Source organism: Kribbella capetownensis, assembly GCF_004331485.1.
Lineage (GTDB): Bacteria > Actinomycetota > Actinomycetes > Propionibacteriales > Kribbellaceae > Kribbella > Kribbella capetownensis.
On sequence record NZ_SJKD01000005.1, the window covers coordinates 290,417 to 307,359 of the forward strand.

Genomic DNA, 16,943 nt, shown 5'->3' on the forward strand with positions numbered 1-16,943 from the left:
CGGGCCGGGGCGTGTCCGTGCAAGGATGAGGGCATGCGTGACCTGAATGTTCCGGAGCTCGCGGATGTCTCGGCGGACCTGCGCGAGGCGATCGACCGCTGCGGCTACTACCCGGACGTGGTGACGGACTCGCTCGCGGTGGCGATCGCGGGCGAGCCGATCCGTGCGTTCGTGCTGCAGCACGAACCGACGTTCGATCGGGACGAAGTCCGGCGGCACATCACGATCCTGGCGCTGACCCCGTCCCGGCTGATCGTCGGGCACACCGACGAGCATGCCGCCGACGAGCTGATCCGGGCGCCGTACGCGTCGACCTCGACCGAGGCGATCCCACTGCAGCGGGTGAACGCGGTGGTGGTGAACCGGGTGGTTCCCAATCCGGCCGGCTACAACTCGGGCAAGGGCGATCCGGCCTCCGGCGGCGGCGAGGTGGTGCTGACCATCGGGTGGGGCATGGTGAACCGGATCGACCTCGAGCCGGCCGTCTGCGCCGACCCGAACTGCGAGGCCGACCACGGCTACACCGGCTCCGTTGCCGCCGACGACATCTCGCTGCGGCTCAGCGCCGCGGCGGACGGCCCGGCGGGCATCCAGCAGGTGCTCGACTTCGCCCAAGCACTGTCGTTCGCCACCAGTAGGTAGTGCCGTGATCGCGCCCGTAGCCCCGCAGTACGGCGGTGGTTCGCTTGCCGACGTACTCCCCTCGGTGGCAGGTGCGCTGTCGGTCCCCAACGAGCACAACGTCCTCGGCCTGCCGCCTGCCTCGCGGTACGCCGTCCTGCTGCTCGACGGACTCGGGTGGAATCTGCTGCGGCGCAACGCGGACGCCGCTCCGTACCTGTCGTCGTTGCTGCCGACCGGGCGCAGCCTGACGGCAGGTGTGCCGTCGACGACGGCGGTGAGCCTGACCAGCCTCGGGACCGGCCTGCCACCGGGCGCACACGGCATCGTCGGCTACACGTCGATCGTGCCCGAGTCGGGCGCCTTGCTGAACGCGCTCTCGTGGGATGCGCCGGTCGACCCTCGGCGGTGGCAGCCGCACGGGACGGTCTTCGACCGGATCGCGGCCGCCGGGGTTGCCACGCGCAACGTGAGCAAGGCGCGCTTCGACACGTCCGGTCTGACCGCCGCAGCATTCCGGGGGAGTGCCCACCGAGGCGCGGACACCGTCGAGGACCGGCTGGACGCGACCCGCTTCGCCAGCCGTGAAGGCAGCTCGTCACTTGTCTACGTGTACGACTCGCAGCTGGACTACACCGGTCACAACCAGGGCTCCGAGTCCTGGCAGTGGCGGAAGGAGCTGGGAGCGGCGGACCTGTTCGCGCAGCAGGTGCGGTCCGCCTTGCCGCGTGACGCCGTACTGGTTGTCGTCGCCGACCACGGGATGATGGACGTCGCGCCGGAGGACCGCGTCGACCTGGACGCCGAGCCCGCACTCACCGACGGCCTGCGTCTGATCGGTGGCGAGTCGCGCTTCCGTCATCTGTACTGCTTCGACGGTGCCGCGGCGGACGTAGTGGCGGCGTACCGGGAGCGCCTGGGCGACGACGCGATCGTGCTCAGCCGTGAGGAGGCGGTCGCGCGGGGATGGTTCGGCGGCGTGGAGGACCGGGTGTCGCCGCGGCTGGGTGACGTGATCGTCGCTGCCCTGGGCCAGGTCTCGCTGGTCGCGAGCCGGCGCTATCCGCACGAGGCCGGGCTGATCGGGCTGCACGGATCGCTGACCGAGGACGAGATGGCGATCCCGCTACTCGTCGACGCCGGCTAGAAGCTCCAGACGTCCCAGAAGAAGCTGGTCTGCGCGGTCTTCGCCTCGCCGTCGCGGGCGACCACGGTCACCTTGTAGCGCCCGGCTCCGGGCGTCAGGACGCCGGTGATCCAGCCGCGCTCGGCGTCGATGGTCAGGCCCGGCGGCAGACCGTGGGCGGTGTAGCTGATGTCGCCGGTGCCGCCCGTACCCTTCATCAGCAGCGGGATGGCCGGCACCCCGCCGAACCCGATCTGCTCCGACGGTTCGGTGATCGCGATCGCGCCCTGCGGTTGCGCTGCGGCTTCTCCGACGGCCTCGGCCGCGTCGGCCATCCCCTCGCCGTAGTAGGAGTTGTTCGCCTGGGTGCCGATGCACTCACCGGACGCGCCCGACGGACAGGCCAGGTCGTTCGCCTGCTCGGCCAGCTTCCCCCGGACCTGCGCGGCCGTGAGCTTCGGATCGACACTGCGGAGCAGCGCGGCGACACCGGCGACATGCGGCGACGCCATCGACGTACCGCTCATCTGCTGGTAGCCGCCGCCCGGGACGGTGGAGTACACGTTCTCGCCGGGGGCGGCGATGTTGATCTTGTTCTCGCCGAAGTTGGAGAACCGGGACTTGGCGCCGGTCGCATCCACGGACGCGACCGTGACCATGTTCGGCAGCTCGCCCGGCAGGTTGAGGCAGTCGGTCGTCACCTGGCGCGGGGCCGGCTCGGAGTCGTTCGGGCTCGCGTCGTCACCGGACTTGTCGGCGAGGTTGTAGTCCTCGTTGCCGGCCGCACTGACATTCACCACGCCCTTGCTGTCCGAGTACGCGACGGCCCGTCGTACGCCCTCGGCGATCGCGTCCTGGTCCGGGTCGGTCGGGCAGAGGAACAGCCACGGGTCGGTGTAGTAGCTGTTGTTGGTCACCGAGACGCCTTTGTCGGCGGCGAACATGAACGCGCAGACGGTGGCCTCGGGGAAGAACAGTTGGCTGCCGGCCTCGGCGACCCGGATCGACGACACCTTCACGCCCGGCGCGACGCCGATCATGCCGATGCCGTTCTTCGCGGCCGCGATCGTGCCGGCGACGTGGGTTCCGTGTTCGCCGACCGGGCGCCAGGCACCGGGCCGGGTGTCGACCTTGCCGTAGGCGCACGAGGCCGACTTGGTGACGTCGAAGTTCGCCTTCAGGTCCGGGTGCTGGTCGTCCACACCGGTGTCGAGCACGCCGACCGTGACCGTCTTCGCGCCGAGAGTCTTGGTCCAGGCGCGATCCGCACCGATCTGCATCATGTCGGCGCGGTCGGTCTCCGGCGCGTTGTTCGGTGACTCGGCCACGGCCGGCGGGATTGCCGGGTTGCCGACATCGCCGGGCAGGTCCGAGGTGCGGGTCGCGCCGGCCTTCTGTACGCCGCTGACGCTGCGCATCTTGCCGATGAAGTCCGGAGAGGTCGAGTGCGCCACGATCACGCCGATGGCGTCGTACGTCGCATAGACCGCGCCGCCGTTCGAGGTGATCGCCCCGGTGACCTTGGCGGTCTGCCGCGGCTCGGTGATCACGAAGTACGCACGCAGCCCCGCCTCGGCCCGCTTCGGCGTCGCGGCGGCCGGCAATCCGGCTGTGACGGCCGTCAGACACGCCGTGAGGAAGAGGATCAGAGCTTTGCGCACGATCCATTCAAACCGGCCGGAGGCACAGAACCCAAGCCGACGCCCGGAATTGTTCCCCGAACCGACACACCCCGGCGTGCGAGCCGGACCGTTGACTTGGCAGGATGAGCGCCCGTGGCTGAGCTGACCTACTTCACGGGGACCATGGACTGCGGTAAGTCCACGCTGGCGCTGCAGATGGATCACAACCACAAGGCGCGCGGAAGGATCGGCCGGATCTTCACCAGCCACGACCGGGCCGGCGAGTCGGTGCTGTCGTCGCGGCTCGGGCTGTCGGCCGACGCGATCGAGGTGCGGTCCGAGTTCGACTTCTGGGACTACGTCGTCAGCGAACTGACGCACGGTGGAAGGATCGACTACGCGGTGTGCGACGAGGCGCAGTTCTACAGCTCGCTGCAGATCGAGCAGCTGGCCCGGCTGGTCGACGAACTGCAGATCGACGTGTTCTGCTTCGGCATCCTGACCGACTTCCGGGCGTCGCTGTTCCCCGGATCGGCGCGGCTGGTCGAGCTCGCCGATCGGCTCGAGGTGCTGCAGGTCCAGGCGCTGTGCTGGTGCGGTGAACGCGCCACTCACAACGCCCGTACGATCGGTGGGGAGATGGTGACGGAGGGCGAGCAGCTGGTGGTGGGCGACATCGTGTCCCACGACCACGAGGTCTCGTACGAGGTGCTCTGCCGCCGGCACCACCGGCGCCGGCTCACCCAGGCGCGCGCCCGCGCCACCTTGTCACCCGAAGTGCTGCCGTTCGGAGGAGCCGCATCATGAATCCCCTCATCACCGTCGACGAGTTGCGCGCGCTGATCGAGCAGCCGGTGCTGATCGACTCCACCTGGAATCTCGCCGGTCCGCCCGGCAAGGAGGCGTACGACGCCGGCCACCTGCCCGGCGCGTACTTCGTCGACCTGGACACCGAACTGGCCGGCCCGCCCGGTCCCGGTCGCCACCCGTTGCCCGCAGCAACCACCGTGACGGCGACGTTCCGGCGTACCGGGATCTCCGCCGACACCCCGGTCGTGGTGTACGACGCGTCGAACTCGTCGGCTGCCGCGCGGGCCTGGTGGATCTTCCGGTACTTCGGTGTCCGCGACGTCCGTGTGCTCGACGGGGGACTGGCTGCGTGGCAGGCGGCTGGGGGAGAGGTCACCACGGATGTCCCCGCTGACGGGGACAGCACGTTCACCGCGACGCCGGGCCACATCCCGATGCTCGACGCCGACGGCGCCGCCGCAGTCGCTGCGTCGGGTGTGCTGCTGGACGCGCGAGCACCCGAACGCTTCGCGGGCGAGGTGGAGCCGATGGACCCGGTCGCCGGTCACATCCCGGGCGCGGTCAACGCCCCCACCACCGCGAACGTCGACTCCACCGGTCACTTCCTCCCGTCCGCCGACCTCCAGGCCCGCTTCGCCGACCTTGGCGTCGACGACACCTCCGAGGTGGCCGTGTACTGCGGCTCCGGCGTCACCGCGGCCCACGAGGCCCTGGCCCTCGAAGTAGCCGGCATCCCTTCCACCGTGTACGTCGGCTCGTGGTCCGAATGGATCACCGACCCGGACCGGCCGGTGGCCACCGGCAAGGACTGAACCGGAGCACTCACCAGGCCAGCGGTCCGAGGCGGTCCTCGAAGGTGCCGGTCGGGCCGTCGGGGCCGACGGTCGCCAGCCGGACGATGGAGTCGGTGCCTTCGGTGACGGTGAGCTGGCCCTTGTGGTTGTTCATGTCGGTCGCGGCGAACTTCTTGTTCACAGTCTCGCCGGGGGTGGCGAGGTTGAACTTGATGGCCGGCAGCGCCTGCGCGTAGCGGACGGTCAGCATGTTGAGCGCCGCCTTCGACGTGCTGTAGGCCAGCTCGTGCATCTTGGAGAAGGGCTGCTCCGGGTCGGTGACGACGTGAAAGGCGCTGCCGCCACTCGACACGTTCACCACACGTGGGTTGTCGGCCGCCTGCAGCAGTGGAAGGAAGGCGTGGGTGACCCGGACCGTCCCGTAGATGTTGGTGTCGAACACCGGATGGAGCTCGGCGACCGTCGTCTCGGCCGGGTTGACGCCGTGGCCGGGGGCGCCCGCGTTGTTGATCAGCACGTCCAGCCGGTCGGTGTGCGTGCGGACGAGCTCCAGAGCACCCGCGACGGACGCGTCCGAGGTCACGTCCAACTGCACCAGCACCACGTCCACACCTTCGGCCGCCAGCTTCTCGGCGGCCGCCTGCCCCCGGCCGACGTCTCGCGAGCCGAGGAACACCTTCCACCCCAACACCCCGAGCCTTCGCGCAGCCTCGTACCCGAGCCCCTTGTTCGCCCCGGTGATCAGTACCGTCGTCTGTTCCGTCTTCGTCATTTCTGGTCTCCAGTAGTCGTCACTGTTCGGCCATGAGATGCCGGCCACCCGCTTGCTGTGACGGGATCAGGGCATGACCTACGCCACCTTCAACGACCGCCGAGCCCTTGACGCCGACCACCCGGGTCCGGGACAGTGTGCGGCAGAAATCGATTTCCCATCCGCCCTGAACAACCCATGGGAGTCAGTCGATGCTGATCAAGCGATCTACGTTCCTGCGCGCGGCTGTCGGTGCCGGCGCCTTGGCAGCCGTTCCTGGTACTTCGGCCTGGGCGAGCCCGCAGGCGGTGACCACGAACAAGGTGGCCGACCTGACCGGGCCTGGGCTGACGGACCGGTTCCGGATGGCGGCGACGGACCTCGGGATCCCGGCGCGGACTCCGGACGGGCGGTTGCTGTTCATGTTCGGGGACACATTCGAGCAGCCGATGGTCGGTGGCGGGTGGTGGCGGTCGCCGGTCGCATTGTGGTCCACCACGACGAACCTGCCCGGGGGAGTGCAGTGGTCCGGCGCGGTCGGCGGAGCAGCAGCCCAGCAGCTGTGGGACTACCCGCACGACAACCCGACGTTCTCGACCGTGCTGCCGTCGGACGTGATCACGATCGGCGGGTCGATGTACCTGCACGCGATGGTGAACAAGGGCCTCGGGACAGTGGTGTGGACGGAGATCTGGCGCAGCGACGACTCCGGCGCGAGTTGGTACCACACCGGCGCGAAGTTCGACCCGAACATCGACGGTGGGCTGTTCCAGTGCCTGACCTGGGGTGAGGGCAACGACGGCTATGTGTACGTCTACTCGACCGGCTTCCAGCGGAACAAGCCGATCATCCTCAAGCGCGTCCGCAGCGATCAGATCGCGAACCCGGCGGCGTACGAGCCGTGGGGTTTCCGCGACGGCGTCTGGGCCTGGGGCAACCCGGCGACGCCGATCCTGACCGGCAGCTTCGGTGAGCTCTGCCTGCGTCCGCTCGGTGGCAAGTGGGTGCTGACCTGGTTCAACGCCGGCGACTACCGGATCGACGGCATCATCATGGACACCCCGACCTCGAACCTGTTCACGGCGTATCGCCAGACCCTGATCTACGGCGGCGCCTGGGGTCAGGAGGACGGCAACCACGTCGCCCAGTTGTACGGCGGCTACATCATCCCCGGGTCCACCCTCAGCGACCTGCACCTGTCGGTCAGCCAATGGAAGACCGACGCCGGCTGGCCGTACCGAGTCATGCAGTTCCGCGTCCGCGGCTTCGGCTGATAGATCCTGACCAGGCGCGACACCGAGCGTGAGTTCGGGGACGTCGTCGGCGATGTAGCCGTATCCGGACCGGGAGGTGTGCAGGACGGGCGGTGTACGGGCCGACAGGTAGTGCACCTGCGAGACACCGTACACAGAGCGCGCATACGCTCAGCTGGACTACCTGCCGGCCTGATACCTCCTGTCGAGCGGCACACCTCCACCCCAACACGCCTTCGTCAGGGGGTTGGGGTGGTTGCGCGGATCATGTCGTCATCCTCGGCGACCGGCGAACCGGTCGCGACGCTATTTCGGCCCGGCCACCCCGACGAGGTTGCCCTCCGGATCGGTGAACTGCCCGACCACGAGCTTCCCCGGTACGCCGTCAGGCCCGAACACCCGGCGGCCACCCAGCTCTTCGGCCCGGTCGAGCGCCGCGCCGACATCGTCCACGCCGACGTAGAACAGTGCCTTCGGCTGGAGACCGGGCCCGCCTCCGACGCCACCGTTCAGCCCGGGTGCGCCCGTCGTACTGCCGTCCACGAAGCCGTAGTTGCCAGGCTCGGAAACCTGCCCGGACACCGTGTCGCCGACCTCGTACTCCCAGCCGAACAACTCACCGTAGTACTCCCGGAGCCGGACCGGATCGGTCCCGATGATCTCGAAGTGCACGACCGCATCAGTCATGGGTCCTCCTCGTCGAATCTGTCGCACTGGGAACGTCGGAAGCCCGCTGCTACGTTCGACATCATGGAGATCGACGCGGGGGGAATCCGGATCTACTACGAGACGCAGGGGACCGGTGAGCCGGTGCTCCTGATCCACGGCGGCGCGACGACGGGGGAGAGTTGGAGGGCGCAGACACCGGCGCTCGCCGAGCGTTATCAGGTGTTTTATCCCGACCGCCGCGGGCACGGCCGGAGCCCGGATGTCGAGGGTCCGGCGACGATGGACGGCTACGCCGAGGACATGGTCGCGTTCATGGCGGCGCTCGGACTCGAGTCGGCGTACGTGATCGGATGGAGCGACGGCGGCAAGGTCGCCGTACGGATGGCACTGAGCCGGCCGGAGTCGGTCCGGAAACTGGTCATGATCGGCACCGAGCTCACCAGAGCCGGTGGAACGCCGGCGAACGACCGGCTGATGACGACACCCGAGGGCCTCGACTCCCTCGCGTCGTTCGCCCGCGAGGAGTACGAGCGGTTGTCGCCCGACGGACCCGAGCACTTCGACGTCGTCTTCGCCAAGTGGACCCAGATGTGGAGCTCGATCCCCGACATCCAGCCCGCCGACGTCCAGCACCTGCCGATGCCGGTCCTGCTCATGCAAGGCGACGACGACTGCGTACGGATCGAGCACAACGTCGCCGTCGCGCGGGCGATCCCGGACGCGCAACTCGCCGTCATTCCCGGCGCCTCCCACGCCGTCCCGCTGGAGAAGCCCGCCCTGGTGAACGGCCTGCTGCTCGACTTCCTCGGCGACACGCCGTCGCCGAAGTACATGCCGATGGGCGATCTGGGCGGCTGACCGAACCGTTGCAGGAATCGGTAGCTTGTAGGCATTGAATTAGTAACACGCTTGGTTTAACTTACTCGGGACCTGGCCGGTGTGTGGCTCAGAGCACATCGGCGGCATCCGGAAACCCGAGGAGTTCCGATGACGAGAGTGAGCAGGTGGAGCGCCGGCCTGGGCGTGGCGGGGCTGGTGCTCGCGGTGGCGGGCTGCGCCGACGGTACGACGCCGTCGTCCGGCCCGGCGGCCGGTGCGATCGACGAGAACGCGCCGGTCACCATCACGATCGGGGACCGTCCGACCCCCGACAAGCCGAACGACATCAAGGCCTTCGAGAAGAAGATCAAGGACTTCACCACCGCCCACCCGAACATCACGGTGAAGTCGACCGAGACGAAGTGGGACGCGCAGACCTTCCAGGCGCAGGTCGCCGGCGGTTCGCTCCCGACGGTGATGAACATCAGCTTCACCGAGCCGGCCAACATGATCCCGAACAAGCAGCTCCCGGACATCACCGACGAGCTGAAGCTGGTCGACCTGACCAAGGACCTGAACCCGAACGTGCTGAAGATCGTCCAGGACGACAAGGGCCGGATCTACGGTGTCCCGATCGACGTCTTCTCGGTCGGTCTGGCCTACAACCGGGCCCTGTTCACGCAGGCCGGCCTGGACCCGGACAAGCCGCCGACGTCATGGGACGAGGTCCGGCAGTACGCCAAGCAGATCACCGAGAAGACCGGCAAGGCCGGCTACGCCCAGCTGACCAAGGACAACACCGGCGGCTGGATGCTGACCACGATGACCTACAGCATGGGCGGCACGGTCGAGAGCCAGGACGGCAAGAAGTCCACCTTCAACGACGCGCCGACCAAGAAGGCGCTGCAGTTGCTCAAGGACATGCGCTGGTCCGACAACTCGATGGGCAGCAACTTCCTCTACAACCAGGAGGAGATCCGGCAGGACTTCGCGGCCGGCAAGATCGGCATGGTCCTGCAGGCGCCGGACGCCTACGACATGGCGGTGAAGAACTTCGGCATGAAGCCGGCCGACTACGGTCACGCCGCGCTCCCGCAGGACGGCGGCCCGCACGGCACGCTGACCGGCGGCTCGCTGAAGATGATCAACCCGAAGGCGTCCAAGAACGAGATCGTCGCGGCGCTGAAGTGGATCAAGTTCGAGCAGTTCGACAAGTACACGACCGAGTCGGTCGCGGTCGCGGACGCCAAGACCACGATCGCCGACAAGGGTTTCGTCGGCCGCCCCGGCATCTCGCCGCTGAGCCAGGAGACCTACGACCAGTTCAACAAGTGGCGTGAGCCGTACGTGAACGTCCCGGTGCAGCAGTTCCAGGGCTACATCGACTCGACCAAGTCGCTGAAGCTGCTGCCGGAGCCGTCGAACAAGGGCCAGGAGGTCTACGCCCTGCTCGACCCGGTCGTCCAGCAGGTGCTGACGAAGAAGGACGCGGACATCGACAAACTGCTGACGGACGCCGCCTCGAAGATCGACGCGCGTCTGGCCCGGTAACCATGTTCCAGCTACGTACGCCGAAGTCCGGCCGGAGCAGTGCCAGGTCATTGGCCACCTGGTACCGCTCCGGCGGACTGAGCAGCGTCATCTTCGCCGTGCCCCTGGTGCTGACGTTCCTGTACTTCTCCTGGGGCCCGATCGTCCGCGGCCTGGTGCTGAGCTTCCAGAAGAACAACCTGGTCGCTCCGCCGGAGTGGGTCGGGATGGCCAACTTCAGCTATGTGCTGACCGACCCGCAGCTCCCGCAGGCAGCGCTGAACACGCTGTACTTCTGCCTGCTGGCGCTGATCTTCGGCTTCCCGGTCCCGTTGTTCCTGGCGGTCTTCATCAGCGAACTGCGCAAGACCGGCTGGCTCTACAACGTGATCTCCTACCTGCCGGCTGTGGTTCCGCCGGTGGCGGCGATCCTGTTGTGGAAGTTCTTCTACGACCCCAGCGGCGTGGGCGTCTTCAACTCCATCCTCGGCTGGTTCGGTCTCGGGCCGTTCGCCTGGCTGAACTCGCAGAGCCTGGCGATGCCGGCGATCGTGCTCGAGGCCACCTGGGCCGGAGCCGGTGCCACGTCGATCATCTATCTGGCCGCACTGACCGGCGTACGGACCGAACTGTACGAGGCGGCCGAGCTGGACGGGGCCGGGATCTGGAAGCGGGTCTGGCACGTCACGCTGCCGCAGATCCGCGGCATCATCCTGATCATGATGCTGCTGCAGCTGATCGGCACGTTCCAGGTCTTCACCGAGCCGTTCCTGTTCACCGGCGGCGGCCCGAACAACGCGACCACCACGATCCTGCTGCTGATCTACCGGTACGCGTTCATCAACGGCGACTTCGGTGCCGCCACCGCGCTCAGCGTGCTGCTGGCCGGGGTGCTGTGCGTGCTGTCGGTCGTCTACCACCTCCTGACCCGTCGCTGGAGTACCACATGAGCCACGAACGCGGCATCATCTCGACCGCGGACCGCAAGCGGTCGGTGGTCCAGTACGGCCTGCCCGCGATCCAGGTGCTGCTGTTCATCGGCGTCCTGATCGCCGGGGTCGGCCCGCTGCTGTGGCTACTCAAGTCCGGCCTGTCCACCAGCCAGGACATCCTGCGCGGCCCGATGCAGCTGTGGCCGTCCGGGATCCAGTGGCAGAACATCCCGGACGCCTGGAACCGGGTCCAGATCGGCTCGTACCTGGGCAACACCGCGATCATCGCGATCGGCTCGATGATCTCCACCCTCTTCGTCTGTACGACGGGCGCCTTCGTGCTCAGCGTGCTCCGGCCGAAGTGGGGACCGATCATCACCGGCGCGGTGCTGGCCACGCTGTTCCTGCCCGGCGTCATCTCGCTGGTCCCGCTGTACATGACGATCCTCAAGATGCCCCTGCTGGGCGTGAATCTGCAGAACACCTTCTGGGCGGTCTGGCTGCCGCAGGCCGCCGGCGCGTTCAACATCCTGGTGATGAAGCGGTACTTCGACGCGATCCCGCGCGAACTGATCGAGGCGGCGCGGATCGACGGCGCGGGCAACCTGCGGCTGTTCACCTCGCTGGTGCTGCCGTTGTCGAAACCGATCGTCGGGGTGGTCGCCCTGCTGACCGTGATCGGCTCCTGGAAGGATTACCTGTGGCCGCTGCTCGTGCTGCCGGATCCGCGCCTGCAACCGATCTCGGTGGCGCTGCCCCGGGTGGCCGAGACCACGGAGATCTCACTGCAGATGAGCGCGCTCTTCCTGGCGGTGCTGATTCCGGTGGTGCTGTTCTTGGTGTTCCAGAAGCAGTTCCTGAGAGGTGTGGGGATGTCGGGAGGGATCAAGGAGTGAATGCACTCAACGGCCGGCGGGTGGCAGTGACGGGGGCCACCGGTCGCATCGGGCTGGTCACGGTCGAGCACCTGACGGCGCTCGGCGCGGTGGTGACCACTCTGTCGAACGGGGAACATCCGGAGCTGAAGGCCGACCGGGTCCTGGTCGGTGACACCCGCTCCGAGTCCGACGTGGCCCAGGCGCTGGAGGACGCAGACCTGGTCGTGCACCTCGCGGCCCTGGCTCACCCGTCGGCAGGTACGCCGTACGACGTGTACAGCGTCAACGTCGTGTCGACGTTCAACGTGCTCGCCCAGGCCGGGGCCCGCGGCATCAAGCGGGCCGTGATCGCGAGCAGCATCAACGCGACCGGGCTGCCGTTCAACCCGCACGACATCAAGCCGGCGTACTTTCCGTGGGACGAGAAGATGGCGACCGACGTCGCCGATCCCTACTCGCTGTCGAAGCAGAACGACGAGAACACCGCGCGGATGGCGTGGCGGCGGTGGGGGATCGACGTGGTCGCGTTCCGGTTCCCGCACGTGAACTCGGGCGAGCTGCTGCAGCGGCAGGCCGATCGCGCCCGGGAGGACCCGGCCGGCGGATTCCGGGAGGCCTGGAGCTACCTGGACACCCGCGACGCGGCGTACTCGATCGAGCTGGGGCTGACGGTTCCGCTGTCCGGTGCGCACACGTTCTTCGTCGCCGCCGGCACAACGAACGCGCCGTACGAGACTGAAGCCTTGCTGGACGCCTTCGCGCCGGACGTGCCGCGACTGCGGCGGTTCATCGGGCGCGAGGTGCCGATCGACCTGACTGCTGTGCGAACCGTGCTCGGCTTCCAGGCCCAGCACGAACTCGACCTACCGACCCTTCCCTTGGAGCGTTAGATGGCTCAGCACAGTCCGACGACCTTCGACCAGCCCTGGCCCGTACGCGACGACGTCCGGATCAGTGCGGTCCAGGCGATCGTCACCGCACCGCAAGGCATCCCGCTGGTGGTGGTCAAGATCGACACCACCGAACCGGGCCTGTACGGCCTCGGCTGTGCGACGTTCACCCAGCGGTGGAAGGCGGTGCAGACGTTCATCGACGAACACCTGGCGCGGCTGCTGGTCGGCCGTTACCCGGGTGACATCGGCGACCTGACCCGGCTGGCCGGGTTCAGTGGCTACTGGCGGGGTGGTCCGGTGACGAACAACGCGATCTCCGGCATCGACCAGGCCCTGTGGGACATCGCCGGGAAGCGCGCTGGGATGCCGGTCTACGAGTTGCTCGGCGGCAAGGTGCGGGCTGCGGCCGACACGTACATCCACGCCAGCGGCCACACCATCGAGGAGACGCTCGAGCACGCGCACAAGCTCGTCGCTCAGGGCTGGCGGCACATCCGGCTGCAGATGTCGACGCCGGGCGGCGGCGGGTACGGCGCTCCGCGAGTGCCGACGCTCTACCCGGACGCGCCGTACCACAACGGCTGGTCGGCGCGAGACTACCTGCGCGCGACGCCGGAGCTGTTCGCCGAGGCGAGGCAGGCGCTGCCGGACAACATCGAACTGCTGCACGATGTTCACTCGCGGCTGACGCCGAAGGAGGCCGTGCTGCTGGCGAGGTCGCTCGAGCCGTACGGTCTGTTCTTCCTCGAGGACGTGCTGCCGCCCGAGCACTGGGACCGGCTGCCCGAGGTCCGCGCCGCCTCTCCGGTGCCGCTGGCCGTCGGTGAGCTGACCACGTCGATGGGTGACGCGGTCCGGCTGGTTCGCGACCTCGGCGTCGACTTCATCCGCTCGCACGTCTCTGACATCGGCGGTCTGACCCCGGCCCGGAAGCTGGCCGACCTGGCCGAGCTGTGCGGTGTCCGTACGGCGTGGCACGGCCCCGGCGACACCTCGCCGATCGGCGCCGCCGCGAACGTCGCCCTCGACGTCAGCTCTGTTGCCTTCGGCATCCAAGAGGGTCACCTCTACAACGACGCCACCCACGAGGTGTTCCCTGGCACGCTGCGGATCGTGGACGGCTGGCTGCGGCCGAACGAGGCGCCCGGCTGGGGGATCGACATCGATCTCGAGGCCGCCGCACGTTATCCCGCGCAACTGTCCGGACACGACGAGTGGGCGGCCGGCGTACGGCGCCCCGACGGTGCGCTGGAAGCACCGTGACAGCTGCTCACGCGCAGTACGATCGCGGCTAGTCGGGACAGGCGGGGAGGTGGGCGATGAGCACGGATGACCAATCGGGCGAGAAGGCGGTGCTGACGGAGCTGCGGCGCGCGGGCGCGAACCAGTACGACCTGGGCTCCTTCAACGAGGCCGTGATCATCGAGACGATCCGGCTGGCCGGCACCATCAGCCGGACCGAGATCTCCCGCCGGACCGGTCTGACCCAGCAGTCGGTGTCGCGGATCCTGCGCATCCTGCTGCAGCAGGGTCTGCTGGTCGAGGAGGCGCAGGAGCGCGCCGAACGGCTCGGCAAACCGCGGACGCCGGTCCGGATGCGGTCCACCGCGGCCCACGCGGTCGGCATCCACATCGATCCCGAGTTGCTGACGGTCGCTGTCGTCGACCTGGACGGCACGATCGTGCGTCGGGAGACGGTTGATCTCGCCGATGATCTGGACGCCGGCCGGCTGGTCGATCTGACCGCAGCGACCGTGACCGCGGCGCTGAGCATCAGCCAGGTCGACCTCGACTCGATGCTCGGCGTCGGCGTCGCTGTACCCGGACCGATCGATGCCGACGGTTCACTGCTCGCGCTGCCGCTGCAGCCGGCCTGGCGCGGGCTGAAGATCCGCCAGTTGCTGCAGCAGAAGCTCAACCATCCGGTCCTGGTCGAGAAGGACGGTACGGCGGCCGCCATCGGCGAACGCTGGATCGGTCGCTCGGCCCGGGCCCGCGACTTCGCCTACCTCTATCTCGGCACCGGCGTCGGCAGCGGCCTGATCCTGAACGGCTCGATCTACCGCGGCGGTACTGCGAACGCCGGGGAGTTCGGCCAGATCGCTGCGCTGCGGATGGGGGAGTGGGACGCGGAGAACGGTCCCCGGATGGTGCCCGAGTGCAACCCGACCGCATCGTTGCCGGTGATCGCGGCGGAGTACGGGTACGTCGAGAGCGACCCGAGCGCGACCGATGAGGCCAAACGGTACAAGGCGGTGTGCAAGGCGGCGGCCGACGGCGACGAGGCGGCCCGGAAGGCGGTCACCCAGGTCGCGCGGGTGGTCGGTCAGGGCGCGGTCGGACTGGTCGACCTGCTCGACATCGACCTGGTCGTGCTGGGCGGGCCGGCGTTCGGCAAGGAGATCTCGGAGATCTTCCTGGCCGAGATCGGCCGCGCGGTGAACGCGCATCCGGTGGCCCGGGAGACCCGACCGGTCGCGGTCGAGGAGTCGATGCTGCAGACCGACGCGGCCGCGGTCGGTGCCGCGTCGACGATCTTCCACGACGCGTTCACCCCTCGGGTCAGCGGATCGAGTCAGGCACGTAGGCTGCCGAAGTGATTTCGCCCCGCCAACTGACCCCTGAGGTCGAGCTCCGCGTCGCCTCCCTCGACGACGCTCCCGCGCTGGCCGAGGCCTACACCCGCAGCTGGGACCACCTCAGCCCCTGGGAACCCGACCGGCCGGAGAACTGGTTCACTCCGGCCGGTCAGCTCGAGCGGCTGACCCGCACGCTCGAGCGCTACAAGAACGGGCTGGTCGTACCGTGGCTGCTGATCGAGGACGACCGCGTCGTCGGTTCGTTCACGCTGCAAGATGTCGTGCCCGGTCCGTTCCGTAGCGCGAGTATCGGATACTGGCTCGCCATCGAGGCCGTCGGCCGCGGCCTGGCCACGCGCGCCGTCGACGCCGTCGCGGAGATCGCCGACACCGAACTCAGGCTGCACCGGATCGCGGCCAGCACACGGAAGGACAACGTCGCGTCGCAGCGCGTCCTTCTGCGCACCGGCTTCGAGCAGATCGGCTTCGCCCCGACGTACCTGCACACCGGCGGAGCCTGGCAGGACTGCAACCTCTACCAACGCATCCTGAACGACCGCGAGCCCGGCGCTTAGTTCGGCGGGAGGCGGATTCCTCGGGAGACCTCTACGTCGTCGTAGCGGCCTTCGAGGACGTCGAGGAATTTGACCGGGCGCTGGAGGGTCGAGGCGATGTAGACGGCGCGAACCGCGGCGAGTGCCTCGATCCCGTCCTGGACCGTGAGCCCCGGCTGTCCGCCGTTCGCGATCGCCGTCAGGATGTCGTCGTACTGCGCCTCGTGGCCGCCGGGCGGACCGGCGTCGACTGGTGCGTCGTCCTTGACGCCGTCGACGTTGAGGCGCCGCAGCAGGTCGTCCTCCACCTCGGCACCCCCCTCGGTGCCGTGCACCGACACGCGAGTGCGGCCGCCTGGGAAGGCCGCGGTGGTCGCGTGCAGGGTGCCGATGGCACCGGACTCGAAGGTCAGCGTCGCGACCAGGGTGTCCTCGACCTCGATCGCATGGTGTGTAGACCGGACCGCCTGCGCCTGGATCTGCACCGGCCTGCCCATGAACCACAGCATCAGGTCGACCGTGTGCACGCCCTGGTTCATCAACGCGCCGCCGCCGTCCAGCGCCCACGTCCCACGCCAATCCGCTGAGGCGTAGTACTCGTCGCTGCGCCACCAGGCAACCGTTGCGACGCAGGACGTGAGCTGGCCGAAGCGGCCGGAGTCGATCGCCTCCTTGACCACCACGCTGCCCGCGTCGAAGCGATGCTGGCTGATCACCGAGGTGATCACACCCTGGCTCGCCGCCCGGGCGGCCGCCGCCCCGAACCGGCGGGCCCGGCTCGGGTCGACGTCGAGCGGCTTCTCGATCACGACGTGCTTCTTGTCGTTCAGCGCCTGCTCGGCCAGTTCGGTATGCGTGCCGCTCGGCGTGCAGATCGCGACCAGCGAGACCTCCGACCCGCTGAGTGCCGCCGGCAGGTCGTCGTACACCTGGGGCTCCGGCTGGCCCGCCTCCTTCAGCCGGGCCGCCAGCGCCTCCCGGGCGTCGGCGTCGACGTCCACGAGGGCGGTCACGGTCGCGTCGGGCCGTGCCGCGATGGTGTCCGCGTGGGTGCGGCCGATGATTCCGCAGCCCACGATCGCGACCTGATGTTGTGCGTCAGCCATCTCGCT

At 68.5% G+C, this 16,943-nt stretch carries 17 protein-coding genes; 13 read left to right on the plus strand and 4 right to left on the minus strand.

The window, feature by feature from the left end; translation table 11 throughout:
- The first annotated feature begins 33 nt into the window (after positions 1-33).
- Both E0H75_RS23000 and E0H75_RS23005 read left to right on the plus strand, forming a co-directional pair.
- Positions 34-642, plus strand: coding sequence for a DUF5998 family protein (locus tag E0H75_RS23000; protein WP_131515704.1), 609 nt, complete (start codon positions 34-36; stop codon positions 640-642).
- 4 nt (positions 643-646) lie between these two features.
- Entirely contained in the window at positions 647-1,768 is a 1,122-nt protein-coding gene (locus E0H75_RS23005) for an alkaline phosphatase family protein (RefSeq protein ID WP_131515705.1), read from the plus strand.
- Here the strand turns inward: E0H75_RS23005 and E0H75_RS23010 are convergent.
- Complete coding sequence (locus E0H75_RS23010) at positions 1,765-3,408, minus strand: S8 family peptidase (protein WP_238163215.1); 1,644 nt, start codon at positions 3,406-3,408, stop codon at positions 1,765-1,767. The two genes, E0H75_RS23005 and E0H75_RS23010, sit on opposite strands and share 4 nt — an antisense overlap.
- Positions 3,409-3,522: 114 nt before the next feature.
- Between E0H75_RS23010 and E0H75_RS23015 the strand changes: the two genes are divergently transcribed.
- Positions 3,523-4,176 (plus strand): thymidine kinase, encoded by a 654-nt coding sequence (locus E0H75_RS23015; RefSeq protein WP_131515706.1) that lies wholly within the window; start codon positions 3,523-3,525, stop codon positions 4,174-4,176.
- On the plus strand, positions 4,173-4,991 hold the full coding sequence (locus E0H75_RS23020) for a sulfurtransferase (RefSeq protein ID WP_131515707.1): 819 nt from the start codon (positions 4,173-4,175) through the stop codon (positions 4,989-4,991). The genes E0H75_RS23015 and E0H75_RS23020 overlap by 4 nt, the downstream gene beginning before the upstream one ends.
- 10 nt (positions 4,992-5,001) lie before the next feature.
- Here the strand turns inward: E0H75_RS23020 and E0H75_RS23025 are convergent, their stop codons facing one another.
- Complete coding sequence (locus E0H75_RS23025) at positions 5,002-5,745, minus strand: SDR family NAD(P)-dependent oxidoreductase (protein ID WP_131515708.1); 744 nt, start codon at positions 5,743-5,745, stop codon at positions 5,002-5,004.
- Between the two features lie 191 nt (positions 5,746-5,936).
- Here E0H75_RS23025 and E0H75_RS23030 point away from each other — a divergent pair, with 191 nt between their 5' ends.
- Entirely contained in the window at positions 5,937-6,998 is a 1,062-nt protein-coding gene (locus E0H75_RS23030; RefSeq protein ID WP_202873129.1) for a DUF4185 domain-containing protein, read from the plus strand.
- A gap of 285 nt (positions 6,999-7,283) precedes the next feature.
- Here the strand turns inward: E0H75_RS23030 and E0H75_RS23035 are convergent, their stop codons facing one another.
- Complete coding sequence (locus E0H75_RS23035; RefSeq protein WP_131515709.1) at positions 7,284-7,664, minus strand: VOC family protein; 381 nt, start codon at positions 7,662-7,664, stop codon at positions 7,284-7,286.
- 63 nt (positions 7,665-7,727) lie between these two features.
- On the opposite strand from E0H75_RS23035, the gene E0H75_RS23040 reads away from it, so the two are divergent.
- The 8 genes from E0H75_RS23040 to E0H75_RS23075 all read left to right on the plus strand — a co-directional run bounded on the left by E0H75_RS23040 (position 7,728) and on the right by E0H75_RS23075 (position 15,852).
- Positions 7,728-8,504 (plus strand): alpha/beta fold hydrolase, encoded by a 777-nt coding sequence (locus E0H75_RS23040; protein WP_131515710.1) that lies wholly within the window; start codon positions 7,728-7,730, stop codon positions 8,502-8,504.
- Between the two features lie 129 nt (positions 8,505-8,633).
- Positions 8,634-10,016, plus strand: coding sequence for an ABC transporter substrate-binding protein (locus tag E0H75_RS23045; protein WP_131515711.1), 1,383 nt, complete (start codon positions 8,634-8,636; stop codon positions 10,014-10,016).
- 2 nt (positions 10,017-10,018) lie between these two features.
- Positions 10,019-10,945 (plus strand): carbohydrate ABC transporter permease, encoded by a 927-nt coding sequence (locus E0H75_RS23050; protein ID WP_131515712.1) that lies wholly within the window; start codon positions 10,019-10,021, stop codon positions 10,943-10,945.
- Positions 10,942-11,823 (plus strand): carbohydrate ABC transporter permease, encoded by an 882-nt coding sequence (locus tag E0H75_RS23055; RefSeq protein WP_131515713.1) that lies wholly within the window; start codon positions 10,942-10,944, stop codon positions 11,821-11,823. The genes E0H75_RS23050 and E0H75_RS23055 overlap by 4 nt, the downstream gene beginning before the upstream one ends.
- Entirely contained in the window at positions 11,820-12,695 is an 876-nt protein-coding gene (locus E0H75_RS23060) for an NAD-dependent epimerase/dehydratase family protein (RefSeq protein WP_238163216.1), read from the plus strand. Before E0H75_RS23055 ends, E0H75_RS23060 begins: the two co-directional genes overlap by 4 nt.
- The gene (locus E0H75_RS23065; protein ID WP_131515714.1) at positions 12,696-13,961 is read left to right on the plus strand and encodes an enolase C-terminal domain-like protein; all 1,266 of its coding nucleotides are present in this window, start codon (positions 12,696-12,698) and stop codon (positions 13,959-13,961) included.
- A 56-nt stretch (positions 13,962-14,017) separates the two neighbouring features.
- Entirely contained in the window at positions 14,018-15,298 is a 1,281-nt protein-coding gene (locus E0H75_RS23070; RefSeq protein WP_131515715.1) for an ROK family transcriptional regulator, read from the plus strand.
- Positions 15,295-15,852 carry a GNAT family N-acetyltransferase gene (locus E0H75_RS23075; protein WP_131515716.1) on the plus strand — a complete coding sequence of 186 codons (558 nt, stop codon included), beginning with the start codon at positions 15,295-15,297 and terminating at the stop codon, positions 15,850-15,852. Before E0H75_RS23070 ends, E0H75_RS23075 begins: the two co-directional genes overlap by 4 nt.
- On the opposite strand, the gene E0H75_RS23080 is transcribed toward E0H75_RS23075, so the two are convergent.
- Positions 15,849-16,937, minus strand: a complete 1,089-nt coding sequence (locus E0H75_RS23080; protein ID WP_131515717.1) for a Gfo/Idh/MocA family protein — start codon at positions 16,935-16,937, stop codon at positions 15,849-15,851. The two genes, E0H75_RS23075 and E0H75_RS23080, sit on opposite strands and share 4 nt — an antisense overlap.
- Between the last annotated feature and the right edge of the window lie 6 nt (positions 16,938-16,943).